This is a genomic window from Rhodococcus sp. BH4 (genome assembly GCF_002079265.1).
GTDB classification, from domain to species: Bacteria; Actinomycetota; Actinomycetes; order Mycobacteriales; family Mycobacteriaceae; genus Rhodococcus_F; species Rhodococcus_F qingshengii.
On record NZ_CP014941.1, the window covers coordinates 4,640,158 to 4,663,021 of the forward strand.

Genomic DNA, 22,864 nt, shown 5'->3' on the forward strand with positions numbered 1-22,864 from the left:
GTCGGTTCGGCCCGAAAGACTTTCGGGCCGAACGCATTAAGCCGTGACGTCAGTCACCGAAGCGAGGGACCAACGGGTCTACAGAACACGCTACTCGGCACTCGGCCCCGGTTCACCGGGAAGCACGATACGAACAAGCGCTCCCCCACGATCGGATTCGTCGATCGCGATGGTGCCGCCGTGCTTGACGACGACCTGACGCACAATCGCAAGTCCCAGACCCGATCCCGGCATCGAACGTGCCGCAGTCGACCGGTAGAAACGATCGAACACCAACTCCCGATCCTCCTCCGGAATGCCAGGTCCCGCATCACTTACGGTCAATTCCAACAATCCTTGACCCACCGGTCGCATTTCGACGCGTACCTGTTCGCCCTTCGGACTCCACTTCGCAGCGTTGTCGAGGACGTTCAGCACGGCACGCGACAGGCCCGCTTGATCTCCGTAGACGTACCACGGAGTGGTGACCGCCTCGAACTCGATTTCGTTGCGCCTGCGCCGCGCTCGTTCGAGCGCACGCTCGACGACGTCGCTGACGTCGACGCGCTCGTACACGGTTTCGGGTGCGTCTTCACGGGCCAGGTCGACGAGGTCGCCGACCAGAGTCGACAGTTCCTCGATCTGCGCGACGACGTCGGCACGAAGTTCTGCCATGTCCTCGTCGGGAATCTGCGGCGCACCGGGGCGACTTGACGCGATCAGCAATTCCATGTTGGTGCGCAACGAAGTCAACGGCGTCCGCAACTCGTGTCCGGCGTCCGCGACGAGGCGCGACTGACGCTCACGGGACTCGGCGAGCGCCCGCAGCATCGTGTTGAAACTCTCTGTCAGGCGCGCCAATTCGTCGCTGCCGGTAACGGGGATCTGCGTCAGATCGTCTGTCCGAGCGACTCGTTCGGTGGCAGCAGTCAGCCTGGCAATGGGTCGTAAACCGGTGCGGCCCACGGTAGTACCCGCCACTGCCGCAAGTATGACGCCACACCCGCCGACCACGAAGAGCACCCAGGCCAGACGGTCCAGTACCGCAACGGTCGGCGCGAGCCGCTGACCGATCACCAAAGTGCTGCCGTCATGGGTTCGTTGAGCCAGCACTCGCTGACCGTCGACGGTTCGCAGCGAGGAATCCGATTCGCCACGCGCTACGGCGTCTTCGGCTTCACCGATCGGCACGTCGGAACCGGGCGGCTGGTACGTGCTCAGGTCCGAGAAGATCAGGGCCACACTGATGTCGGTGGTGTACAGCGTCGCACCGGAGATGTAGCGAGGGTCGAATCGCACGACATTGCTGTCGATCAGCACCGCTGCCCTGGTACGCAACTGGTGATCGACGTCCGCGTAGAGCGCACGCGAAACCACCGCGTAGGCAGCGATCGCCATGACTGCGACGGCAATGGCCACCACCGACGCGGCGAGCAGCGTCACACGCCAACGCAATGACACCGAACGGGTCAGTGGCATCGGTGGGCGCATTTCGACGGACGCTTGGGTGGTGGAGGATTTCTTCGGTTCGGCGTTCTTGCCGAACGGAGCGGTGATCACGGAGGCGTCTCCCGCAGGACGTAGCCGACTCCGCGGACGGTGTGGATCAACCTCGGTTCGCCGTCGGCTTCCGTCTTGCGACGCAGGTAGCCGACGTACACCTCGAGGGCATTGCCGGACGTCGGGAAGTCGTATCCCCACACTTCTTCGAGAATGCGTCCACGGGTCAGCACGCGGCGTGGGTTGGCCATGAGCATTTCGAGGAGGGAGAACTCGGTGCGCGTCAGGCTGATCGATCGTTCGCCGCGCTTGACCTCACGGGTGACCGGGTCGAGGGTGAGGTCCTCGAACGCCATCATTTCGGAATCGGCGTCCAGATCGGGCGCGGTGCGGCGAAGTAGTGCACGCAACCTGGCAAGCAACTCTTCCAAAGCGAAGGGCTTGGGCAGGTAGTCGTCCGCTCCGGCATCGAGGCCGGCCACTCGCTCGCTGACCGAATCGCGGGCGGTGAGCACGAGGATGGGCAGGTCGTCGCCGGCACTGCGAAGACGACGGCACACTTCGAGTCCGTCGAGTCGCGGCATCATGACGTCGAGAACGACGGCGTCGGGCCGGTTGGCGAGGATCTTCTCGAGTGCGTCGAGCCCGTCGACCGCGAGCTCGACCGTGTAGCCGTTGAAGCTGAGCGACCGCCGAAGCGATTCGCGAACCGCCCGGTCGTCGTCGACCACCAAAATACGCATACCGACAGTTTGGACTGAAGTGCTGAGATGCGGCTGAGAGGGTCCGATTCCGGCCTCCGGCGTGTCGCGGTCAGTCCCGGGTTCGCCTCGGCCCGGGCAGGCTCCAATGACGCCATAACGCAAGCAGTCTGAACACCGCGGCGAACGCTGTGCCGCACACCAGCGCGGCGTTGGTGGACAGTCCGGCTTGCGAGACTGTGACCACCAACGCAGCGCCGAGCAGTGCGGGAACCGCGTACAGGTCCTTGTGCAGGAGCAGTGGCACCTCGTTGACGAGAACGTCGCGGATCACGCCGCCGCCGATCGCCGCGGTCGCACCGATCAACGTCGCCGCCAGCGAACTGGCGTTGTTGTCCAGCGCGATGACGGCGCCGGTGCTCGCGAACAAGCCCATCCCCAGTGCGTCGAGCGCCAGGATTTCACGACGCAGTCGATTGAGCGGCTCGTGGAGGTAGAACACGGCGAGTGAGGTGGCGGCGGCCGTTCCGAAGTACGGCCAACTGCTCAGCGAGCTGGGCGGATGGACGCCGAGGAGAACGTCGCGGACGATACCGCCGCCGATGCCGGTGAACACACCCACCGAGCACACCCCGAAGATGTCGAGTCGCTTGGTGACGCCCACCAGGGCACCCGAGGCCGCGAACGCCACGATGCCCACCAGTTCGAGGATCCTCAGCAGCACCGGCCAAGGATCGCACGGTCAGATGCGGCTCGGGTCGATCACCCCGAGTCGAACTGCTTTGACCAGTCGCCGAGGGACTCGGTGGGTCTGGCCGAAGGCTGTGACCTCGACCAGATCGGGCGCCGTCGCCTTCCACTGGGCACGACGGCTGCGCGTGTTGGAACGGGACATCTTCCGCTTGGGAACGGCCATCAGAGTGCCTTGCGCTTTCCGTAGCGCCGCTCGAACTTCTCGACGCGTCCGGCGGTGTCCATCACACGTTGCGCTCCGGTCCAGAACGGGTGAGAGTCGCTCGTGACGTCGACGACCAGCAGCGGGTACGTGCCACCGTCTTCCCATTCGACGGTGCGCTCACTCGTCACGGTCGATCGGGTCAGGAAGCTCTTGCCGGTGCTGGCGTCCTGGAAGACCACCGGGTGGTAGTCGGGGTGCATCTGCTTCTTCATTCGTTTCCCTCTCGCGTTGATTCGGTTTCGGCATAAGGTGATTCGGATTCGTCACACGGGTCTTCGTGAAACTCGCCGAACGGGTCTTCCCACGTTGCCCACGACGCTTCGTCCGCCAATTCGTCGTCGGTGACCAAGGCGTGCTGCAGTGTTCGGTCGATCTCGAGCGGGTTCGCACCGCATGTGAGAACGACCATCGAGGTGTCGCGATCACCGAAACGCTCGTCCCATTTCAGAGCCGCGAGTGCACGGCGTTCAGCTGGAACGCGGTCTCGTTCCTCCGGCGTCATCGCGGCAAGCCAGGTGTCCGCGCTGGCAACTCGCAGGCCACCGCCCGCCGATTCGAGCCAGAGCGCTTCACCCGGTTGGGTTGCCACCCAGACTCGCCCTCGGGAGTACACGACGCCTTCGAGCAGGACGTCGATCGCCTCGTGCAGACGACCGGGGTGGAACGGCCGGTTCGCGGTGAACTCGACGAGCATCACTCCGCCGTCGTCGTCGAGCGGCGGCTGGCGACGCAACAGCGGTGAGTGAGCGTCGGCCAGTTCACCGCGTCGCGCATCCGCAGGCACCTCGAGGAGCAGTGCCTCGATGTCGTCTCCCTCATCGAAGACGGGTACCCGTGGAGCGATGCGCGCGAGAACCGCGTTCAAGCGGGACCGCTGCCAGCCGTCGAGCGCATCGGACCCGCGTAGGACGAGCGCGTCGGCGAAGTCGACCTGCCCGACGACGACCTGAGCCAGGGTGCGGTCGTCGTCGAGAGCTTCGTCGCCGGTGGCGTCTGCCAGCCAGGTCGCCGCGTCGATGCACGTCACGACGGCGTCGACGCGGACGTCCCGCTGCGCCGGTCCGTCCAGTTGGCCGACGACGCCGGTTACGACGACGTGCTCGATCGCCCAGCACAGCGCCTCGGGCTCGAGTTGCCGGTCCAACAGCAACACGATCCGCTGCACCGAACTGTGCGAGTGAAGCCGGCGCAGGAGCGGCAGCAAGTCTTCGCGCAGGGTGCAGGAGACGCAGCCGTGCGCGAGCTCGAGGATCGTCTCGCGCTCGGACACAGTGCCGGCAGACCCGGCACTCCCGGTCATCGAGGTGACCGTCCGCCGGACCACCCCTTCACGGACGTGGCTCAGGTCGTGGTGGACCAGAACAGTTCCGGTTCGCAGCAACGCTCGTGCGGTGTGTGGGGTGGATTCGCTCATGCCGGCGACCAGGACCAGCGGAGTCCTGCCGTCCAAGATCGTGTTCACAGCGGGCCTTTCTGGGAATGATTGTCATTACCGAGGTTGAACGGTACATTGATCTCACCGCATTGTCGAAAATGATTGTCATCTGCAAGTTGAAAGGAACACCCATGTCGGCTCACTGCCAAGTGACCGGACGTGTGCCGGGGTTCGGAAAATCCGTCTCGCACTCTCACAAGCGTTCGAACCGTCGCTGGAACCCGAACATCCAGCGCAAGACCTACCTCCTGCCCAGCGAGGGGCGTCGCATCACACTCACGCTCTCGACCAAGGGCATCAAGACGATCGACCGCGACGGCATCGAATCCGTCGTCGCCCGGATCCGCGCGCGCGGCGAGAAGGTCTGAGCAGATGGCACGCAACGAGATCCGCCCGATCGTGAAACTCAAGTCCACCGCGGGCACCGGGTACACGTACGTGACCCGCAAGAACCGTCGTAACGACCCCGATCGACTCGTACTGAAGAAGTACGACCCGGTGCTGCGAAAGCACGTCGATTTCCGAGAAGAGAAGTAGGCATGGCCAAGAAGTCGAAGATCGCGAAGAACAACCAGCGACGGGTCGTCGTCGAGCGGTACGCGGAGCAGCGGTCCGCTCTCAAGGAGACGATCCGCTCCCCGAAAAGCTCGGCAGAGGAGCGCGCGAAGGCCCAAGCGACCCTGCAACGTCTACCACGCGACGCCAGTCCGGTACGATTGCGCAATCGAGACGCTGCGGATGGACGTCCGCGCGGCCACCTGCGGAAGTTCGGGCTCTCCCGGATTCGCGTGCGAGAAATGGCGCACCGTGGGGAACTGCCTGGCGTACACAAGTCGAGCTGGTAAGGAAGTCGGATGGCAGTCAAGCGTTCACCGTCGAAGAAGCCACGCCCCGTAGAGGGTCGTAAGCCCAAGAAGAACCCGTTGTTCGCAGCGAAGATCACGCATGTCGATTACAAGGACATCAACTTGCTTCGCACGTTCATCTCGGACCGCGGCAAGATCCGCAGCCGTCGCGTCACGGGCCTGACCCCGCAGCAGCAGCGTCAGGTCGCCGTTGCAGTGAAGAACGCACGCGAAATGGCGTTGCTCCCCTTCACCGCCGCCCGGTAGTCATACGTGCTCGGTAGTCACACGTAGAAGTACCGAAGAGGTCGCGCAGTCACTCGACTGCGCGGCCTTTTTGTTGCCCTGACTAAGATTTTCCCGAAGTCGTTCATTCCAGTCGAGAGGTGCCCGCAGCGTGTCGGGAGTTGTTGCGGGTTTCACCGTAATTTTTGTTGTCATCGCGGTCGGGTATCTCCTCGGCCGTCTCGGCACCCTCGGTAGCCAAGGACAGTTCGTTCTCGGTCGACTCGTCTTCTTCGTCGCGACGCCTGCCCTGCTGTTCACCACCCTCGCGTCGTCCGATCTTTCGGTGATCTTCTCGCCGACGCTCGCCGTTGCGTCGGCTACTGCCTTTGCCGTCGGCGCTCTGTACGTCGTCGTCGCAAAGATCTGGCTCAACCGGCCGCTACCCGAACTGACCATCGGCGCGCTGTCGGCTTCGTACGTGAATTCGGCCAACCTCGGAATCCCGATCGCGGTGTTCGTGCTCGGCGATGCCACGTTCGTCGCGCCGCTCCTGCTCTTTCAGATCGTCGTGTACTCCCCGATCGCCTTGACGATCCTCGATCTGACGGCCCTTCGCGGCGCGGATGCCGAGAAGCTCTCGTTGATCGACACCGTCACCGCCCCGTTCAAGAATCCGATCGTGCTCGCGGGCGCTGCGGGGTTGATCGTCGCGTTGATCGGTTGGGTACCGCCCCGGCCGCTGATGCAGCCTTTCGAATTGATCGGCGCGACGTCCGTACCCGGTGCGCTGTTGGCATTCGGGCTCTCGCTCTACGGCGTGCGGGTGCTGGAGAAGGGCTCGAGTCCACGCCGCGACGTCGCGCTGGCATCGACGCTCAAGATCGTGGTCCAACCTGTGCTGGCCTATCTGATGGCGCATTTCCTCCTCGGCATCGACGGTCATCAGTTGTTCGCCATCGTGGTCGTCTCGACGTTGCCGACGGCGCAGAACGTCTTCATCTATGCAAGCCGCTATCGGCGCGGAATGGTCCTCGCCCGAGACAGTGCCTTTGTCACCACTTTGGCGTCAATTCCCGCAATTGCGCTGGTCACAGCGCTACTCGCTTGAGCAGGGTTACGGTGGATTCATGCGTGTACTAACCCTCGCCGTTCTGGCCTGCCTTGCTGTGGCCGGATGCTCCGTCGGGGCCCAGACCACGGGGCCGGTTGCCGCACCGAATCCGATGGCGGCCAACGAAGCAAGTCCCGCCGACTGGTCGCTCGGAACCCCCGTTCCCGACGAGGTCGACGACAGCGAGATGGGCACGGAGTTCGACAGCCGCACCGACATCGTGGGTGCGACGGCCACCATGTTCGAATCGTGGTCCGAGGTCGACGATCACACGGTGGCAGTCCACTTCGTGACCGGTACTCCGGAGTGCTACGGCGCGTACGCAACCGTCGAAGAGACTGATACGACGGTGATCGTCACGCTCCGAACCGGAGCATTGCCGGAGGCCGCGGACAAGATGTGCATCTTGGTTGCCGTGTTCGGCAGCCTGGACGTTCCGCTGAGCCGACCGCTCGGCGATCGCCACGTCATCAACGGCTAGCCGCGCCTAAACGGCACAAGATCACCGATCGAACACGCCGTTTCGTCAGGTGTGGTGTGCGTCTCCTCGGGACAGACTGAAAACCGACACCCGTTCACTCGCTCGTCGGCATCTTTCGACTCGAGCGGTGCTCAACATGAAGGAGCTCGCAAGTGCCTACTCTCCAGAGAGACGTTGCAATCGTCGGCGCCGGCCCCTCTGGCCTGGCAGCTGCAACCGCGCTGCGCAAGGCCGGTTTGACCGTCGCTGTAATCGAAGCGCGCGACCGCGTCGGCGGCCGCACGTGGACCGACACCATCGACGGAGCAGTTCTGGAAATCGGCGGCCAGTGGGTCTCCCCCGACCAGACCGCGCTGATCTCCTTGCTCGACGAACTCGGCCTGAAAACTTTCGAGCGCTACCGCGAGGGCGAGTCCGTCTACATCTCGTCGGCAGGTGAGCGGACGCAGTACACGGGTGATTCCTTCCCCACGAACGACACCACGAAGAAGGAGATGGACCGTCTCATCGACGAGATGGACGATCTCGCAGCACAGATCGGCGCCGAGGAACCGTGGGCACATCCCCTCGCCCGCGATCTCGACACAGTCTCCTTCAAGCAGTGGCTGATCAATCAGTCCGACGACGCCGAGGCACGTGACAACATCGGTCTCTTCATCGCCGGTGGCATGCTCACCAAGCCCGCCCACTCGTTCTCTGCCCTGCAGGCCGTACTCATGGCCGCTTCCGCAGGCTCGTTCTCCCATCTCGTCGACGAGGACTTCATCCTCGACAAGCGAGTGATCGGCGGAATGCAGCAGGTATCGATCCGCATGGCAGAGGCCCTCGGCGACGACGTCTTCCTCAACGCACCCGTGCGTACGGTGCAGTGGAACGAATCCGGTGCAACGGTGTTGGCGGACGGCGATGTTCGCGTCGAGGCAAGCCGAGTGATCCTGGCCGTACCGCCCAACCTCTACTCCCGGATCTCGTACGATCCCCCGCTGCCGCGTCGTCAGCACCAGATGCACCAGCACCAGTCCCTCGGCCTCGTCATCAAGGTTCACGCGGTGTACGAGACGCCTTTCTGGCGCGAAGACGGCCTCTCCGGCACCGGCTTCGGCGCGTCCGAGGTAGTGCAGGAGGTGTACGACAACACCAACCACGAGGACGATCGCGGCACCCTGGTCGCTTTCGTCTCCGACGAGAAGGCCGACGCGATGTTCGAGCTTTCCGTCGAGGAGCGTAAGGCCACGATTCTGGCCTCACTTGCCCGCTATCTCGGCCCGAAGGCCGAAGAGCCGGTTGTGTACTACGAATCCGACTGGGGCTCGGAGGAATGGACCCGCGGTGCGTACGCAGCGAGCTTCGACCTCGGAGGCCTGCACCGCTACGGCGCGGATTCCCGCACGCCCGTCGGCCCGATTCACTTCTCGTGCTCCGACATTGCGGCCGAGGGGTACCAGCACGTCGACGGTGCCGTTCGGATGGGTCAGCGAACCGCAGCCGACATCATCGCTCGCAGCAAGGCCTGACGGCCGCTTTGCCAAGTCTCGATCATTGCCCGGCAGTCACGATTGCCGGGCAATGATCGAGAGCAGTAGTTCGGCCCGAACCCTGGCCACTTCCAGCCGACAGTCGATCAGGCTCTCCACCTTCGCCATTCGGCTCCGCAGTGTGTGCCGGTGAACGCCCATCGTGATGGCGGCCGCTTCCCAGTGTCCGTTGGCCTCGAGAAATGCCCGCAACGACGCCAGCAGTTCGGTGCCGTTGTCACGGTCGTAGTCCTCGATCGGTGTGATCATCGTTTCCGCCAGCGTGTTGAGCACTTCACGCGTCGAATCGAAAGACAGCAGCACACTTCCGGTCAGCGCCGCGAATTCCAAAGGTTCGCCACCGATTTCCGCCGCCGACGCACACAGCTGGGACTGTTCGACGGCGACCGCCAGCGCAGCGACCACCCGTCGCGCGCTCAAGCCGACACGAAGCGCGCGAAGATCCGACCTCGATACCCCGCCGAGCAGCTCTCGGGCGAACTCGACGTCGTCGGTTCCACGCAGCAGCACCGTGACGCGAGTGTCGTTGATCCGCGAGAACAACTGCCGCCCCGCCTTGTTCATGAACTCGGCAATCTCGGCTCCGACGCGTCCCGCTACGTCGGACGTGTCGGCAAGAACTGTCAATCCTCGGATCATTCCCTCGCCGTCGGCGGCATGCCTGATCTGTTGCCACGCCGGCGCCGGGTCGCGATCCTCGGTGAGCAGCAGCCCGAGGGCGTGCGAATTCAACTGATCCTGAGTAGCACGCAGGCGCGCAGGTTTCTCGAAGTCCAACGCCAACAACGAGTTCGCGTGACCGAGCAGTATCTGATCGACGTAGCTGAGCGCCGAAGCACTGATCACCGCCAGGTATCCGTACGGCGTTCGCCCGACGCTGATCTGCTGCACCGCGATCGACGCTCCAGACCTTGCGAGCGTCACGCTACTGGAGGCACCGCCCCCGAGAGTTGCTCGCAGTTCGTCGATCACGTCGTCCGTCGGCAGTTGAGGTGAGCTCTCGAGAACTCTTCCGGCGACGTCGAGAAGAAGCACCGTCGCCGAAGTCGCGATCGCCAGTTCACGCACGGTTGCGGCAGTTCCGCCGGAAATGACGGCACGCGTCATTCGCGGTTGCGCCCGCGACGCCCGGAGGACAGCTTCATATTCCTGCTCTGCCAACCGGCTCATCACACGCTTGACGACGGCAGCAAAAGGCGTCGGCAGCGGCACCTCGATCAGCGGGAGTCCGATCTCGTCGGCGACGGCCACCAGATCGGCCGGGACCTCGGGGTACGAGAGCCCGGTTCCGAATCCCACCGCCGCCACACCTGCCGCGTCGAGCATTCGGAGATAGCGGCCGCGCTTTTGCTGAGTGGACGGCAATCGGATGCCGGTGGTGAGGATGAATTCGCCGCCGGTCAACCACCGGAAAGGGTCGAGCAGCTCCGTGGCGTGCGCAAATGTGATTTCGCGACCGACGCCCTGGGCGCCGCCTTTGAGTTCCAGCGCGAGGTCCGGCTGCGCCAACATCCACCGCACAGCGATCGTCATGGGCTGGACTGTACAACTCGGCGCGTCGGCGATCAAAGATTTCACCTTTTTGGCAGCTGCCTTTACTTGTGAGTCAGCGCACACTTGCTCACACACGCCCCACAAAGTGCGAGTTCCGTGCTGATCACCTCGGCCGGAACTCGTTCGACCTCGAGAGGAACCGGTACCGATGTCGATCGTCGTACTCGAGAACTACATCAACGGTGAATTCGTCGCCTCAGCCGCGACGGAAACACTCGACCTGATCAACCCCGTGGACGAGAGTGTGGTCGGTCGTACGCCGGTCTCCACGAAGGAAGACGTCGACGCCGCCGTCGAAGCCGCACAGAGAGCATTCGAGACCTGGGGCAAGACGACGCCGAGCGTGCGGCAGGCTGCACTCCTCAAGCTCGCCGACGCCATCGAAGCGCACAGCGACGAAATCGTCGCAGCCGAAAGCGCCAACACCGGCCAGGCTCACCAGATGATCGCCGACGAAGAGGTCAAGGTCGGAGCCGATCAGATGCGGTTCTTCGCCGGAGCCGCACGACTTCTCGAAGGCAAGGCGGCCGGAGAGTACATGGAGGGTTTCACCTCCTACGTCCGTCGTGAGCCGATCGGCGTCGTCGGTCAGGTCACTCCATGGAACTACCCGTTCATGATGGCGCTGTGGAAGATCGGGCCCGCCCTCGCGGCCGGCAACACGATCGTCCTCAAGCCCAGCGACACCACACCGGGCAGCACGCTGGTCCTGGCGAAGCTCTCGAAGGGCATCCTGCCGGACGGCGTGTTCAACGTCGTGCTCGGCAACGGCGGAACCGGAGCGACGTTGGTGGAGAACCCGGCCCTCGGTCTCGTCTCGATCACCGGTTCGGTGCGGGCGGGCATCGCTGTCGCCGTGTCCGCAGCACAGCAACTCAAGCGCGCGCACCTCGAACTGGGCGGCAAAGCGCCGGCGATCGTCTTCGGCGACGTCGACATCGAGAAGACCGCCACCGGCATCGCCGAGGCAGCGTTCTTCAACGGCGGCCAGGATTGCACCGCGGCCACTCGCGTGATCGTTCACGAGTCCATCCACGATCAGCTCGTCGAAGCCCTCGTCCGGAACGCCGAGAAGCTGCGCCCCGGAGCGCCTTCCGATCCTGATGCCTTCTACGGCCCGCTCAACAACATCAATCACTTCAACGCCGTGAGCGACAAGATCGCGAACCTGCCGGCGTCGGCCAAGATCGTTACCGGCGGAAAGCGTTCGGGCGAAACCGGATTCTTCTTCGAGCCGACCGTCATCACCGGCGTCGCGCAATCGGACGACATCGTGCAGGAAGAGACTTTCGGTCCTATCCTCACAGTCCAGAGCTTCTCCGACGAGAAGGAGGCGATCACGCTTGCCAACGACGTTCGGTTCGGCCTGGCCTCGAGCATCTGGACCAAGGATCACGGTGTCACGCAACGCGTCTCCGCTGCTCTCGACTTCGGTGCGGTGTGGATCAACTGCCACATCCCGCTCGTCGCCGAAATGCCGCACGGCGGCTTCAAGTATTCCGGTTACGGCAAGGATCTCTCGGCCTACGGAGTCGAGGACTACACCCGTCTCAAGCACGTCATGAGTTCGCACGACTGAGTCGCCGCCCCTCCTGCTGTGCGCCTTTATCAACCCCCCGCGGTTAATAAAGGCGCACAGCAGATTCCTCCAATCCGGAAAAGAGCCACCATGCGCCTTATCGTCGGATACCTCGCCACACCCAGCGGTAAAGACGGGCTGGTCCTCGGGGCCCAGCTCGCGCGCAGTCTCGGCGCGCAACTCGACATCTGCATGGTCCTCCCACCGGATCGGACACTGCCGGCCAAGGTTCCCTCGGAAGCCGGCTACGACGACATCCTCGCCGCGCGTGCACACGACTGGCTCTCCGAAGCGAAAGCGTCGGTGCCCGAGGACATCCAGGTGGAAGTACACCTGAGCTTCCACGAGTCGTTCGCTCAGGGCCTGCTCGACGAAGTGGACCGACTGAATGCGCTCGCGATCGTGGTGGGAGCTTCCGGCGACGGTCTGCTCGGCCGTCACGCGATAGGTTCGGTCTCGACCGAACTGCTTCACTCCGCCCATGTCCCGGTAGCGCTGGCGCCTCGCGGAACGCGGCACTCGGCGGCCACTGTGATACGAGAGGTCACCTGTGCACTCGGCACCCGCGTCGGCGCCGACATCGTCTTGAACACCGCCGTGCGCGCCAGCGAACTGATGCAGGTTCCGCTCCGACTGGTCTCACTGGTAGCGCTCGACCCCCAGAACGATCTGCGCGATCATCGCGACACCGCCGAGTCGGCCAGGGAGCGTGCACGAAATCACGCTCAGGACACACTCGACGTCGCAAGAGCCGCGCTCCCCGCGGAGTTCCCCATCGAGGTCATCATTGCCGACGGTTCAACAGTGGAATCCGCAGTGCGTCAACTGGACTGGCAGGACGGCGATCTCGTGATGGTCGGTTCCAGCCGTCTCGCGCAGCCCCGCAAACTGTTCCTGGGCTCGACCGCCGCCAAGATGCTGCGCGTACTGCCCGTACCCATGGTCGTAGTGCCCAAGCACGAATTCACCCAGCCGGAGGCACTGTCATGACCAGCACCGAACTGAGTTCCAAAGGCCTCGCCACCGGCAAGATCGGCATGATCTCCGGCGCGGTGCTCGGAATCTCCTCCGTGGCACCGGGTTACACCCTGACGGCCAGCATCGGATTGATCGTCGCTGCGGTCGGTCTCAAGATGCCCGCCATCTTCATCGCCGGCTTCATCCCGATGTTCCTCACCGCGTACGCGTACCGCGAACTGAACTCCGACACTCCTGACTGCGGAGCGTCATTCACGTGGTCCACCAAGGCATTCGGACCGTACGTCGGCTGGATGTGCGGCTGGGGCATGGTGATCGCCACCATCATCGTGCTCTCGAACCTCGCTGCAATTGCCGTCGACTTCTTCTATCTGTTCATCGCGCGGGTGGCCGACAATCCCTCCATCGCCGATCTGCCGGGCAACAAATTTGTCAATGTCGGCACCACACTCGTCTTCATCGCCCTGGCCACGTGGATAGCGAGTCGGGGAATCACTACCAGCGAGCGCGTGCAGTTCGCACTCGTCGGCTTCCAGATGGTGCTGCTGGTCGTCTTCGCCGTCGTTGCACTGGTTCACGTTGGCGCCGGCGACGCCCCGGCCGGATTGTCCTTCGACCTGAGTTGGTTCAACCCGTTCAGCGGACTCGCCATCGGTGCGTTTGTCATCGGACTCACCGGATCGATCTTCGCGTTCTGGGGCTGGGATACCTGTCTCACGCTGGGCGAGGAGTCGAAGAACCCCAAGAAGACCCCCGGCCGCGCCGGTTTGCTCTGTGTCGCAACCATTCTCCTGACCTACCTGCTGGTCGCCGTTGCCGCGATGATGTACGCCGGCGTCGGCGAGGAAGGCCTCGGCCTCGGCAATCCCGACAACTCCGAGAACGTCTTCGGCGCTCTGGCCGACCCGGTACTGGGCAACTGGGGCGGAATGCTTCTGTTCCTCGCGGTCTTCGTCTCTTCAGTCGCCAGCCTGCAGACCACGTTCCTGCCCGCGGCACGAACCATGCTCGCCATGGGTGCATACGGAGCTTTCCCCAAGAAGCTCGCCGAGGTCTCGCCTCGGTTCCTGGTGCCGTCGTACGCGACCGTCGTGGCAGGCGCGGTAACCGCAGTGTTCTACAGCGTCGTCACGTTCCTGTCCGAAAGTGCTCTGCTCGATACGATCGCCGCACTCGGCATCATGATCTGCTGGTATTACGGCATCACCGCATTCGCGTGCGTGTGGTACTTCCGCAAGACGCTTTTCGAGAGCGTACGAAACTTCGTCTTTCGGCTCGCGTTCCCACTCATCGGTGGCCTCATGCTGCTTGCGGTGTTCGTCATTTCGGTCCAGGAGAGTATGAATCCGGACAATGCCAGCGGAGCATCCATCGGCGGAATCGGCCTGGTCTTCTTCCTCGGGTTCGGAATCCTCATCCTCGGCGCGGTCCTGATGATGGTCATGCGAGTGCGCAATCCCGAGTTCTTCGAGGGCAAGACCCTCAATCGCGACACGGAGGCTCTGCGCGACGAGAACGACCTCAGCGTGTCCTAGGAGACAGTAGATTCGGGGGCCTGCGCGATCAGGCCCGCCATCAACACGCGCAAGCCGAATTCGAAGGCGGCGTCGGCACGTTCGGGATTTTTCCCGGACGTTGCCAACGCCGCCTTCATCGCGTCGTTGGCTTCGGGTCCCGACGCCCACTGGACGTCCGGCGCCGCCAGGTCCAGGGCCGAACCGAGAACAAAACTGTCGACGGTCGTGATCGCGTGCAGTGTTTCGGTCGGGTCGAAGCCACCATCGGCAAATGCCTGCGCCAATGCGTTGTAGAGGGTGAACGCCACACCGGCCTGCACCGTCTGGGCCGTGAAGAGCGGAATCAGACGAGGATGCGCGGCGTAGCTTCGCCGGTACTCGGCTGCCAGCGCCGCGACGGTCTCACTCCAGGTCCCCGAGGCCGACTCGACGTCGATTCCTGCCATCAACTGCGCCCTCATCAGTTCGACGATCTCGGCTCGTCCGGAAACGTGGTTGTAGAGCGAGGACGGTCGAACCTTCAGTCTTGCGGCGAGTCCCGGCATGGTGAAGTCGCCGGATTCGTCCACCGACTCGATCGCTGCCTCGGTGATGATCGCCGGCGAGAGCAGTCGTTGCGATGGCCGCGGCATATGTCCTCCTGTAGTGATCCACACCGTTCGGGGCGCTGCAAAAAACAATTCCTCGAAAGTCCTTGATCAATCAGCGCTCACCCACCATACTTAACGAATCACATTCGTTTTACGTTGAACGTCGAATACCCGAGCACCGAGGAAACCCCATGCTGACGATCACCGCCCTCACCCCACCCGAGTCACCGGCCGCGACTTCGCCGTCCACGTCCACCCCTCTGCGTGTAGGTCTCGTCCAACATCGCTGGCACGAGGACCAAGACGACCTCCACGCTGAATTGAGCGAAGGCATTGCGTCCGCAGCGAAGCTGGGCGCTTCCGTGGTCTTTCTTCCGGAGCTGACGCTCAGCCGCTACCCCGCTTCCACCCCGGCCGGCGACAATCCCGGACGCGCGGCGGAAGACCTGCTCACCGGACCCACTTTCGCCTTCGCCACCAAGGCCGCTGCGGAGAACCAGGTTCTCGTTCACGCGTCGTTGTACGAGCGCAGCGACGCCGAGGACGGCCTGGGCTTCAACACCGCGATCCTGGTCTCGCCCGGGGGTGAACTTCTCGGTCGTACCCGCAAGCTCCACATTCCGGTGACGGCCGGGTACTACGAGGACACGTACTTTCGCGGCGGTCCGTCCGTGGACGCATACCCCGTTCACGAGGCACTCGGCGCCAAGTTCGGACTCCCGACATGCTGGGACGAGTGGTTCCCCGAGGTCGCACGTGCATACTCCCTCGCCGGTGCCCAGGTCCTGGTGTACCCGACGGCGATCGGCTCGGAACCCGATCACCCGAACTTCGACACCCAACCGCTGTGGCAGCAAGTGATCGTCGGAAACGGTATCGCCAACGGCACTTTCATGGTTGTCCCCAATCGCCACGGCAGTGAAGGTCTCATCACCTTCTACGGTTCGTCGTTCATCTCGGACCCGTACGGACGCATCCTCGTTCAGGCTCCGCGCGACGAATCAGCCGTCTTGGTCGCAGATCTCGACCTGCAGCACCGTGAAGACTGGCTTGCGCTGTTCCCGTTCCTGGCCACTCGCCGACCCGACACCTACTCGGCCCTGACCGCACCGGTGAACACTGCAGGAGCCAACCGATGACCTGGCGCATGCCCGCGGAAAGTGAGCCGCACGAACGTACCTGGATGGCGTACCCGAGCGCCGGATACTCTCTCGGGGACACTGCGGAAGAGCAGCACGAAGCGCGCTCGACGTGGGCGGCCGTCGCCCACGCCGTCGCCGAATTCGAGCCGGTCACCGTCGTCGTCGATCCCGCCGAAGTCGAAGAAGCACGAAAGTACCTGTCCGAGAAGGTCGACATCGTCGAGGCACCTCTCAACGACGCGTGGATGCGCGACATCGGGCCGACGTTCGTCCTGTCCGACGAAGGCCGTCTCGGCGGAGTCGACTGGGTGTTCAACGGCTGGGGTGCACAGGATTGGGCGCATTGGGACAAGGACTCGAAGATCGGCGCATTTGTCGTCGAACAATCCGGTGCCCAGTTGATCGACTCACCAATCGTCAACGAGGGCGGCGGTATTGCGGTCGACGGTCTCGGCACCGTCTTGGTCACCGACACCGTCCAACTCGATCCGGGACGAAACCCCGACCTGACGAAGGCCGACATCGAGGCCGAACTCGCCCGCACCATCGGCGCCAAGCACGTGATCTGGCTTCCCCGCGGATTGACTCGCGATCAGGAGACGTACGGAACGCGCGGACACGTCGACATCGTCGCTGCCATCTCTTCCCCCGGAGTTGTACTCGTCCATGACCAACGCAATCCGGTGCACCCCGACTACGCCGTCAGCAAGACGATCATCGAGTTGTTCGAAAGCTCGACGGACGTCGGCGGTCGGCCGTGGAAGGTCATTCGGGTACCTGCGCCCGAGATCCTGCGCGACGACGAGGGATTCGTCGACTACAGCTACATCAACCATCTCGTGGTCAATCGCGGAGTGATCGCCTGCAGCTTCGACGATCCGGCCGACGCCGAAGCGGCCCGGATCCTTGCGGCCGCCTACCCCGGGCGCACCGTCGTCACCGTCGACGCCAGACCGCTGTTCGAACGTGGCGGCGGCATCCACTGCATCACCCAGCACCAGCCCGCTGAACAAGACTGACGACGGCAGAATTAGCGGCGACCTCGCATGTAGTCACTCACGACCGCGGCGCCGAGGCCGTCCAGGTCCGGCGCGATGACGCGTCCACCCACACGGTGCGCCATCCGGTCGACCACCCTGGCCAGACCTGGATCCTCACCGAGGCGGAAGAACGTGACCTTGGCGCCCAGCCTGGCCACCGCGTCGAGTGCTCGAACCGTCAAACCGAGGGTTCGCGCACTCGGCGGGTAGTCGAACCTGGCTTCTCCGTCCGCTTCGAGATGAGCCGTCGGCTCACCGTCGGTGACGATCAGTACCACCGGCTGTGCGTTGGAGTGGCGTCGAAGATGCCTGGCCGCCAACAACAGTGCGTGGTGCAGGTTGGTTCCCTGGTCCCACGCGCCGTCCAAACCAGCGAGCTCCGACGGGCTCAGCACATGCGCGTGGCGTCCGAAGGCGATCAACTGGAGTTCGTCGCTGCGAAATCGCGTACTCACCAGATGATTGAGTGCCAGAGCGGTGCGCTTCATCGGTACCCAACGCTCTTCCATCACCATCGAGAACGACGTGTCCACCAGGAGAGCAACCGCGGCCTGACTGCGCTGTTCGGTTTCGGCCACCTCGACATCGACGACGCTCAGCCGCACCGGCATTCGGCCCGGGTCACGCAGGACGGCGTTGGTGATGGTTCTCGTGACGTCCCACGGTTCCGTGTCCCCGAATTCCCATTCGCGGGACGCTCCGGTCGGTTCACCCATCGCACCGGCCCGACGCGTATCGCGTTGACCGGTTCGCGACGACAGTTGCCCGGCGACATCGCGCAGAGCAGTCTGCCCGAGCTGTCGCATGGCTTTGGGCGACAAGCGCCATTGACCATCCGGTGCACGATCGAAGAAACCCTGTTCCTGCAAAGCCTTTTCGAGATCGGCCAGGGTGCGAGCATCAGCGGCGGCTTCGTCGCCGAGTTGCCGCGCGACTAGCTCGGGGTCGATGTCGTCGAGCGCCGCGCCCGCGTATTGCTGCGACAGTTGATCCGCCAAGGATTCCAGCTCGGCGATGTCCTGCAGGGCACCGGTCCCCTCACCCAACCCCATTCCGTTGTCGCCGCGGAACTGTTGCGAACCTTCCCAGTCCTCACCCGGCCGAGCCGCCTGAAGGAACTGGTCGAGTTGACTCAGCTCACTCATCAGGCTCGGATCACCGAACGCCTGCTGCGCCAACGCATCCAACTCGTCACGCTGCTCCTGCGAGAGCGAGTTCCGCAATCGTTGTGCAGCCGCCGCGCGCTGCGCCAAAGAATCCAGAAGTTCCTCGACGTTGCGCGGGTTGTCCGGGAAATACTGCCCGTGCTTGTCCATGAACTCCGCGAACTGCTCCGCAGTGTCGACGCCGCGAGAGTGCGCGTCGAGCAGTTGATTCAGATCAGCCAGCATCTGGCGTATCTGCTCACGATCCTCGTCGGTGGCGCCCTCGAGTGCCTGCTTCATTCCCGAGAAGCGTTGATCGAGAACCTCACGTCCGAGCAGATCACGAATCTTCTCGTAATCCGCGCGAGCCTGTTCGCTGCGCCAGTTGTAGTCGGCCAGATCTTGCACGGCCTGAGCTGTCGACGGCGGTAACTCCTCGATCCGCATTTCGTTGAATCGTGCGTCGTCGTCGAGAGCACGTGCCAGTTCTTTGCGCTCTTCGAGCACCGCCTTGTCGAGAAGCTTACGAACCTCGTCGAGCGTTCCGTCGAGATTGTTGCGGCGTAGCAACTCACGTCGGCGCCGGTTCGCCTGGGCAGCAAGGTCGTCGAGCCCGCGCATGTCCCGGTTGCCTCGGCGCAGGAGCTCTCGGAGGGCATGGCGCGGCGACGTGCCCGACAACACGTCGTCGCCGATTGCTGCCAGGGCCTCGCGCAGATCCACGGGAGGCGCGAGCGGATCGGGACCACCGTCGTAAGGCCCGTACCGCGGATTGTGGATCATCACTGCCCCTTACGAATATACCGAGCGGCCGCCCGGGCCTTGATCTTTGGAGATCCGGCGCGCGAGGTAAAGCCCTTCGAGGGCAAGTTCGGCACCGGCGGCACGCTCGCCGTCGGATTGCGCACCGAGACGTTCGGCTACTTCGTCCAGGACCTCGAGGTCCGGAAGCTCGTCGAGAAATGCCTTGGCCGTGACAGATTCACCGGTGACGATCGTGTTGCCCATCTCCACCGCAGCAACCAGCATCCCCAGGTCGATCCCGCCGAGACGTACCCGAACCGTATCGGCCGTCGCGCGACGCAGCAGGTGCTCGAGCACCTCCAGTTCTCGTCCCTCTTCACCGGATTCGAACTCGACCTTGCCGCGAAGAACCTCGACCACGGACTCGAGATCGACGGGCCGTGCAACAGGATCGGCTTCGCCGAGCACCGCTGCCCGTCGTACCGCGGCGGCACTGACGGTTTCCGCGCCGGCGACGGCAAAGCGTGCCGACACACCCGATCGCTGGTCCACCGAGGTGGATTCGCGTAGCAAGCGCGTGAACCTGGCAAGAATTTCGAGAAGGTAGTCGGGCACCTCCGCGGCCAGGTGCGCCTCCTGCTCGATCACCGCGATCTCGCCCGCCAACTCGACGGGGTAGTGAGTGCGGATTTCTGCGCCGAAGCGGTCCTTGAGCGGTGTGATGATGCGCCCGCGGTTGGTGTAGTCCTCGGGGTTGGCGCTCGCGACCAGAAGAACGTCCAACGGAAGCCGAAGCGTGTACCCGCGGACCTGGATGTCCCGCTCTTCCATCACGTTGAGCAAAGAGACCTGGATGCGTTCGGCGAGGTCGGGGAGCTCGTTGATGGCCACGATTCCGCGATGCGCGCGAGGCACGAGGCCGAAGTGAATGGTCTCCGGATCGCCGAGGCTCCGGCCTTCGGCAACCTTGACCGGATCGACGTCGCCGATCAGGTCGGCGACCGAGGTATCCGGCGTCGCCAACTTCTCGGAGTACCGCTCGCTGCGGTGGCGCCAGGCGATCGGGAGGTCGTCGCCCAGTTCCTTGGCTCGACGTATCGAAGCCGGGGTGATCGGCTCGTACGGGTGCTCCCCCAGTTCCGAGCCTTCGATGACGGGCGTCCACTCGTCGAGCAGGAGCCCGAGGGTGCGAAGCAACCTCGTCTTTCCCTGACCTCGTTCGCCGAGCAGAACCACGTCGTGGCCGGCGATCAGCGCCCGCTCGAGTTGCGGGGCGACCGTGTCCTCGAACCCGACTATCCCGGGCCAGGGGTCACGGCCGTCCCGCAACGCGGCGAGAAGATTCTCTCGTAGTTCTTCCTTGACACTTCGCTGTACGTGTCCGGAGGCGCGTAGCTCTCCGAGGGTTTTTGCGACAGTCACCACTCCACGCTACGAGTGTTTGCGGGGTTTCGCCTCTCGCCGAGGAAGTTCGGTCGCTCAGCCTTCGATGTTCTCGGGATTCATCCAGATGATTTCCCAGATGTGGCCGTCGGGATCCTGGAAGCTGCGGCTGTACATGAAGCCGTGATCCTGCGTCGCGTTTCCTTCGGAACCGCCGGTCGCGAGCGCCTTGTCGACGAGGGCGTCGACGGCCTCACGGGTCTCGGCCGAGAGACCGAGCAGCGCTTCCGTCGACGTCGAGGTGTCGGCGATGCCCTTGGTGGTGAAGGTCTTGAAGAAGGGCTCGGCCAACAGCATCACGACGATGGTGTCACTGATGACCATCGACGACGCATTCTCGTCGGAGAACTGCGTGTTCTTGGAGTATCCGAGGCCCTCGTAGAAGGTGGTGGCCTTGCCGAGGTCCTTGACGGGCAGGTTGAGGAAGAACATCGGCTGCGGGTTTGTCGCCATGAAAGGTCCTTTCCGAGACTTTGCTGTGCGCCTTTATTAACCGCCGGCGGTTAATAAAGGCGCACAGTAGACCTAAACTCCACCCATGGATACCTGGGTGTTGCCGGCCATGCTCGGCCTCGGACTCGCCGCAGCGTCCGGAATGCGAACCTTCCTGCCGCTGCTGATGCTCAGCGCTGCCGTCCACTTCGAACTGTTCGGGATCACCGTCGGCGAGTCGATGCGGTGGATCGGATCGACCGGCGCGCTGGTCGCGTTGGCAATCGCCGCGGTGGTCGAACTGGGTGCCGACCTCATTCCGTTCGTGGACAACGCACTCTCGGTGATCGGGAACGTCACCGGACCGATTGCCGGAGTGATCGCCGCCTGGGCGGCATTCAGTCATCTCGACCCTGCGATGGCCGCGTTGGCGGGCATCATCGTCGGAGCGCCGACGGCGTTGACGTTCAGCGCCGCGCAGACCGGCACTCGCGCGGTCAGTACGGCCACTACCGGTGGGCTGGCAAATCCCGTCGTTTCCGTCATCGAGGATGTGCTGACTTTCTTCACTTCCTTGATCGCGATGATCTTGCCGCTCCTGATCATTCCCCTGCTCGCCGCGCTCTTGTGGTTCAGCTGGCGTGGCTGGCGTCGTGTCCGGAGTCTGCGCACCGCCTGACCGCACCGACCTGGTAGACAAGTCGTCATGTCCGACACCGAGATCTCGTTCCAATCCGGCGACGTCACCCTGTACGGGAGTCTTCGCCTGGCCGCCTCACCCGACGCCCCTGCCCCGGCCGCGCTGATTCTGGCCGGCAGCGGCCCCACCGATCGCAACGGCGACAGCGCCCTCCTCGAAGGCGACATCGGAACTCTGCGGTTCATCGCGGATCTTCTTGAAAAACAAGGGATTTCAAGCCTGCGTTACGACAAGCTCGGCAGTGGCGAAACTGCCCTCGGTGACTACGACATCGAGGACATCGCCGATCTCGGCTTCAACACTTTTGTCGACGCCGCCTCCGACGGACTGGACTACCTCGCCGGGCAACCCGGTGTCGATCCCAAGCGCTTGTTCGTGGTCGGACACAGCGACGGCGCCGTAGTCGCACTGGCTCTCGCCACCGCGAAAGAGAGCACGAGAGTCAGCGCCCTCGCACTGCTCGAGCCACTGAGCGTCAGGCTTCTCGATCTACTCACGACGCAGATTCACCGCCAGCTCGATGCGGTCGTCGGCGCCGGTCAGTTGCCGGTCGAACTGGCTGACGAACTGCGCGTCGCGCTCGCCGATGCCGTCGAGTCGCTGCGATCCGAGGGCACTGTTCCGGATGACCTGCCCGAGCCGCTGCAGAATGCGGGACTCGTACACGCCAACGCCAAGGCACTCGCCGAGGAAGACGCATTGGACCCGGTTGCGCTCGTGGCGGCGCTACCGGCGGGCATGCCCGTTCTCACGAGCTGCTCGGACAAGGACATCCAAGTCATTCCCGCCGATGTCGCGGCACTCGACGCCGCGCTCTCACATACAGCGCTGACTTCAGTGCGGATGCGCAACGCCAACTTCGTACTCAAGGACATCGGCGACGAACAGTCCACCGGGGCCGACTACGTCGCGCCGCTTCCGTACTCGGCAGAGTTCTCGGAGCCCTTCACAGCGTGGGTCCGTTCGTTCTCCTGATCACGTACAGACCGAACGTCCTCTTTTTCAGGTAGAAAGTTCCCTCCGTGAGCCATCGCGGAGGGAATTCTGCTTTCTACGCCTGACCTGCAATGAAGACTCTTTCAATCCGGCGAACCTGGGGACAGAAGTCACCCGGAGTTTACGTTCGCGGCGCTTTTTATTGGTGCGAACCCTCGATCCGTGCTGTACGGTCATCCATTAACCAGCAACGCCACACAGAAAGGACCGGACATCATGTCGCTACACCCG

Annotated in this window: 25 protein-coding genes; 14 read left to right on the forward strand and 11 right to left on the reverse strand. The window is 63.7% G+C overall.

What is annotated here, in order from left to right; all coding sequences use genetic code 11:
* Positions 1-90: 90 nt before the first annotated feature.
* The 6 genes from A0W34_RS21225 to mrf form a co-directional block, all read right to left on the reverse strand.
* A complete protein-coding gene (locus A0W34_RS21225; RefSeq protein WP_020908630.1) occupies positions 91-1,470 on the reverse strand; it encodes a HAMP domain-containing sensor histidine kinase in 1,380 nt (459 codons plus the stop codon).
* 65 nt (positions 1,471-1,535) lie between these two features.
* A complete protein-coding gene (locus A0W34_RS21230) occupies positions 1,536-2,222 on the reverse strand; it encodes a response regulator transcription factor (protein WP_003946387.1) in 687 nt (228 codons plus the stop codon).
* 70 nt (positions 2,223-2,292) lie between these two features.
* Complete coding sequence (locus A0W34_RS21235) at positions 2,293-2,904, reverse strand: trimeric intracellular cation channel family protein (protein ID WP_003946409.1); 612 nt, start codon at positions 2,902-2,904, stop codon at positions 2,293-2,295.
* A gap of 18 nt (positions 2,905-2,922) precedes the next feature.
* Positions 2,923-3,096 carry a 50S ribosomal protein L32 gene (gene rpmF / locus A0W34_RS21240; protein ID WP_007727540.1) on the reverse strand — a complete coding sequence of 58 codons (174 nt, stop codon included), beginning with the start codon at positions 3,094-3,096 and terminating at the stop codon, positions 2,923-2,925.
* Positions 3,096-3,350: a type B 50S ribosomal protein L31 gene (locus A0W34_RS21245; protein ID WP_003946367.1), complete on the reverse strand. Its 255-nt coding sequence runs from the start codon at positions 3,348-3,350 to the stop codon at positions 3,096-3,098. Before A0W34_RS21245 ends, rpmF begins: the two co-directional genes overlap by 1 nt.
* Complete coding sequence (gene mrf, locus A0W34_RS21250) at positions 3,347-4,600, reverse strand: ribosome hibernation factor-recruiting GTPase MRF (protein WP_003946410.1); 1,254 nt, start codon at positions 4,598-4,600, stop codon at positions 3,347-3,349. Before mrf ends, A0W34_RS21245 begins: the two co-directional genes overlap by 4 nt.
* A gap of 104 nt (positions 4,601-4,704) precedes the next feature.
* Between mrf and rpmB the strand changes: the two genes are divergently transcribed.
* The 7 genes from rpmB to A0W34_RS21285 all read left to right on the forward strand — a co-directional run bounded on the left by rpmB (position 4,705) and on the right by A0W34_RS21285 (position 8,752).
* Positions 4,705-4,941 carry a 50S ribosomal protein L28 gene (gene rpmB / locus A0W34_RS21255; protein WP_003946346.1) on the forward strand — a complete coding sequence of 79 codons (237 nt, stop codon included), beginning with the start codon at positions 4,705-4,707 and terminating at the stop codon, positions 4,939-4,941.
* 4 nt (positions 4,942-4,945) lie between these two features.
* Complete coding sequence (gene rpmG / locus A0W34_RS21260; RefSeq protein ID WP_003946358.1) at positions 4,946-5,110, forward strand: 50S ribosomal protein L33; 165 nt, start codon at positions 4,946-4,948, stop codon at positions 5,108-5,110.
* A 2-nt stretch (positions 5,111-5,112) separates the two neighbouring features.
* Positions 5,113-5,418, forward strand: coding sequence for a 30S ribosomal protein S14 (gene rpsN, locus A0W34_RS21265; protein ID WP_003946379.1), 306 nt, complete (start codon positions 5,113-5,115; stop codon positions 5,416-5,418).
* A 9-nt stretch (positions 5,419-5,427) separates the two neighbouring features.
* Positions 5,428-5,685 (forward strand): 30S ribosomal protein S18, encoded by a 258-nt coding sequence (rpsR, locus tag A0W34_RS21270; RefSeq protein ID WP_003946414.1) that lies wholly within the window; start codon positions 5,428-5,430, stop codon positions 5,683-5,685.
* Positions 5,686-5,815: 130 nt separating this feature from the next.
* On the forward strand, positions 5,816-6,754 hold the full coding sequence (locus A0W34_RS21275; RefSeq protein WP_003946401.1) for an AEC family transporter: 939 nt from the start codon (positions 5,816-5,818) through the stop codon (positions 6,752-6,754).
* 19 nt (positions 6,755-6,773) lie between these two features.
* A complete protein-coding gene (locus A0W34_RS21280; protein ID WP_007727550.1) occupies positions 6,774-7,238 on the forward strand; it encodes a hypothetical protein in 465 nt (154 codons plus the stop codon).
* A gap of 152 nt (positions 7,239-7,390) precedes the next feature.
* Positions 7,391-8,752, forward strand: a complete 1,362-nt coding sequence (locus A0W34_RS21285; protein WP_050656887.1) for a flavin monoamine oxidase family protein — start codon at positions 7,391-7,393, stop codon at positions 8,750-8,752.
* Between the two features lie 36 nt (positions 8,753-8,788).
* Here A0W34_RS21285 and A0W34_RS21290 read toward each other — a convergent pair whose 3' ends face one another.
* Positions 8,789-10,306, reverse strand: a complete 1,518-nt coding sequence (locus A0W34_RS21290; RefSeq protein WP_081558234.1) for a PucR family transcriptional regulator — start codon at positions 10,304-10,306, stop codon at positions 8,789-8,791.
* A 169-nt stretch (positions 10,307-10,475) separates the two neighbouring features.
* Between A0W34_RS21290 and A0W34_RS21295 the strand changes: the two genes are divergently transcribed.
* From A0W34_RS21295 to A0W34_RS21305, 3 genes are all read left to right on the forward strand, one after another.
* A complete protein-coding gene (locus tag A0W34_RS21295; RefSeq protein ID WP_003946421.1) occupies positions 10,476-11,906 on the forward strand; it encodes a gamma-aminobutyraldehyde dehydrogenase in 1,431 nt (476 codons plus the stop codon).
* Between the two features lie 90 nt (positions 11,907-11,996).
* Positions 11,997-12,896, forward strand: coding sequence for a universal stress protein (locus A0W34_RS21300; RefSeq protein ID WP_081558235.1), 900 nt, complete (start codon positions 11,997-11,999; stop codon positions 12,894-12,896).
* On the forward strand, positions 12,893-14,419 hold the full coding sequence (locus A0W34_RS21305) for an APC family permease (protein ID WP_003946397.1): 1,527 nt from the start codon (positions 12,893-12,895) through the stop codon (positions 14,417-14,419). Before A0W34_RS21300 ends, A0W34_RS21305 begins: the two co-directional genes overlap by 4 nt.
* Here the strand turns inward: A0W34_RS21305 and A0W34_RS21310 are convergent.
* Positions 14,416-15,033 carry a TetR/AcrR family transcriptional regulator C-terminal domain-containing protein gene (locus A0W34_RS21310; RefSeq protein ID WP_030536334.1) on the reverse strand — a complete coding sequence of 206 codons (618 nt, stop codon included), beginning with the start codon at positions 15,031-15,033 and terminating at the stop codon, positions 14,416-14,418. The genes A0W34_RS21305 and A0W34_RS21310 overlap by 4 nt on opposite strands.
* Before the next feature lie 149 nt (positions 15,034-15,182).
* Here A0W34_RS21310 and A0W34_RS21315 point away from each other — a divergent pair, with 149 nt between their 5' ends.
* Together A0W34_RS21315 and A0W34_RS21320 are read left to right on the forward strand one after the other, a co-directional pair.
* Positions 15,183-16,130, forward strand: coding sequence for a nitrilase-related carbon-nitrogen hydrolase (locus tag A0W34_RS21315; protein ID WP_081558236.1), 948 nt, complete (start codon positions 15,183-15,185; stop codon positions 16,128-16,130).
* Positions 16,127-17,152 (forward strand): agmatine deiminase family protein, encoded by a 1,026-nt coding sequence (locus tag A0W34_RS21320; protein ID WP_003946422.1) that lies wholly within the window; start codon positions 16,127-16,129, stop codon positions 17,150-17,152. Before A0W34_RS21315 ends, A0W34_RS21320 begins: the two co-directional genes overlap by 4 nt.
* A gap of 11 nt (positions 17,153-17,163) precedes the next feature.
* Here A0W34_RS21320 and A0W34_RS21325 read toward each other — a convergent pair whose 3' ends face one another.
* The 3 genes from A0W34_RS21325 to A0W34_RS21335 are packed head-to-tail and all read right to left on the reverse strand — an operon-like array spanning position 17,164 to position 20,958.
* A complete protein-coding gene (locus A0W34_RS21325; RefSeq protein ID WP_063315954.1) occupies positions 17,164-19,101 on the reverse strand; it encodes a VWA domain-containing protein in 1,938 nt (645 codons plus the stop codon).
* A 9-nt stretch (positions 19,102-19,110) separates the two neighbouring features.
* Positions 19,111-20,487 (reverse strand): ATP-binding protein, encoded by a 1,377-nt coding sequence (locus A0W34_RS21330; RefSeq protein WP_102999408.1) that lies wholly within the window; start codon positions 20,485-20,487, stop codon positions 19,111-19,113.
* Positions 20,488-20,541: 54 nt separating this feature from the next.
* Positions 20,542-20,958, reverse strand: a complete 417-nt coding sequence (locus A0W34_RS21335) for a VOC family protein (RefSeq protein ID WP_007727590.1) — start codon at positions 20,956-20,958, stop codon at positions 20,542-20,544.
* 85 nt (positions 20,959-21,043) lie between these two features.
* Here A0W34_RS21335 and A0W34_RS21340 point away from each other — a divergent pair, with 85 nt between their 5' ends.
* Positions 21,044-21,616 (forward strand): DUF4126 domain-containing protein, encoded by a 573-nt coding sequence (locus A0W34_RS21340; protein ID WP_007727593.1) that lies wholly within the window; start codon positions 21,044-21,046, stop codon positions 21,614-21,616.
* A gap of 27 nt (positions 21,617-21,643) precedes the next feature.
* The gene (locus tag A0W34_RS21345) at positions 21,644-22,612 is read left to right on the forward strand and encodes an alpha/beta hydrolase family protein (RefSeq protein WP_081558237.1); all 969 of its coding nucleotides are present in this window, start codon (positions 21,644-21,646) and stop codon (positions 22,610-22,612) included.
* Positions 22,613-22,864: the final 252 nt, after the last annotated feature.

What these genes read in the sequence shown, in the direction of transcription:
- A0W34_RS21225 (WP_020908630.1), bottom strand. Translation starts at nt 1,470, where the DNA reads ATGCGCCCACCGATGCCACTGACCCGTTCGGTGTCATTGCGTTGGCGT.
- A0W34_RS21230 (WP_003946387.1), bottom strand. Translation starts at nt 2,222, where the DNA reads ATGCGTATTTTGGTGGTCGACGACGACCGGGCGGTTCGCGAATCGCTT.
- rpmF (WP_007727540.1), bottom strand. Translation starts at nt 3,096, where the DNA reads ATGGCCGTTCCCAAGCGGAAGATGTCCCGTTCCAACACGCGCAGCCGT.
- A0W34_RS21245 (WP_003946367.1), bottom strand. Translation starts at nt 3,350, where the DNA reads ATGAAGAAGCAGATGCACCCCGACTACCACCCGGTGGTCTTCCAGGAC.
- rpmB (WP_003946346.1), top strand. Translation starts at nt 4,705, where the DNA reads ATGTCGGCTCACTGCCAAGTGACCGGACGTGTGCCGGGGTTCGGAAAA.
- rpmG (WP_003946358.1), top strand. Translation starts at nt 4,946, where the DNA reads ATGGCACGCAACGAGATCCGCCCGATCGTGAAACTCAAGTCCACCGCG.
- rpsN (WP_003946379.1), top strand. Translation starts at nt 5,113, where the DNA reads ATGGCCAAGAAGTCGAAGATCGCGAAGAACAACCAGCGACGGGTCGTC.
- rpsR (WP_003946414.1), top strand. Translation starts at nt 5,428, where the DNA reads ATGGCAGTCAAGCGTTCACCGTCGAAGAAGCCACGCCCCGTAGAGGGT.
- A0W34_RS21280 (WP_007727550.1), top strand. Translation starts at nt 6,774, where the DNA reads ATGCGTGTACTAACCCTCGCCGTTCTGGCCTGCCTTGCTGTGGCCGGA.
- A0W34_RS21290 (WP_081558234.1), bottom strand. Translation starts at nt 10,306, where the DNA reads ATGACGATCGCTGTGCGGTGGATGTTGGCGCAGCCGGACCTCGCGCTG.
- A0W34_RS21295 (WP_003946421.1), top strand. Translation starts at nt 10,476, where the DNA reads ATGTCGATCGTCGTACTCGAGAACTACATCAACGGTGAATTCGTCGCC.
- A0W34_RS21300 (WP_081558235.1), top strand. Translation starts at nt 11,997, where the DNA reads ATGCGCCTTATCGTCGGATACCTCGCCACACCCAGCGGTAAAGACGGG.
- A0W34_RS21305 (WP_003946397.1), top strand. Translation starts at nt 12,893, where the DNA reads ATGACCAGCACCGAACTGAGTTCCAAAGGCCTCGCCACCGGCAAGATC.
- A0W34_RS21310 (WP_030536334.1), bottom strand. Translation starts at nt 15,033, where the DNA reads ATGCCGCGGCCATCGCAACGACTGCTCTCGCCGGCGATCATCACCGAG.
- A0W34_RS21315 (WP_081558236.1), top strand. Translation starts at nt 15,183, where the DNA reads ATGCTGACGATCACCGCCCTCACCCCACCCGAGTCACCGGCCGCGACT.
- A0W34_RS21320 (WP_003946422.1), top strand. Translation starts at nt 16,127, where the DNA reads ATGACCTGGCGCATGCCCGCGGAAAGTGAGCCGCACGAACGTACCTGG.
- A0W34_RS21325 (WP_063315954.1), bottom strand. Translation starts at nt 19,101, where the DNA reads ATGATCCACAATCCGCGGTACGGGCCTTACGACGGTGGTCCCGATCCG.
- A0W34_RS21335 (WP_007727590.1), bottom strand. Translation starts at nt 20,958, where the DNA reads ATGGCGACAAACCCGCAGCCGATGTTCTTCCTCAACCTGCCCGTCAAG.
- A0W34_RS21340 (WP_007727593.1), top strand. Translation starts at nt 21,044, where the DNA reads ATGGATACCTGGGTGTTGCCGGCCATGCTCGGCCTCGGACTCGCCGCA.
- A0W34_RS21345 (WP_081558237.1), top strand. Translation starts at nt 21,644, where the DNA reads ATGTCCGACACCGAGATCTCGTTCCAATCCGGCGACGTCACCCTGTAC.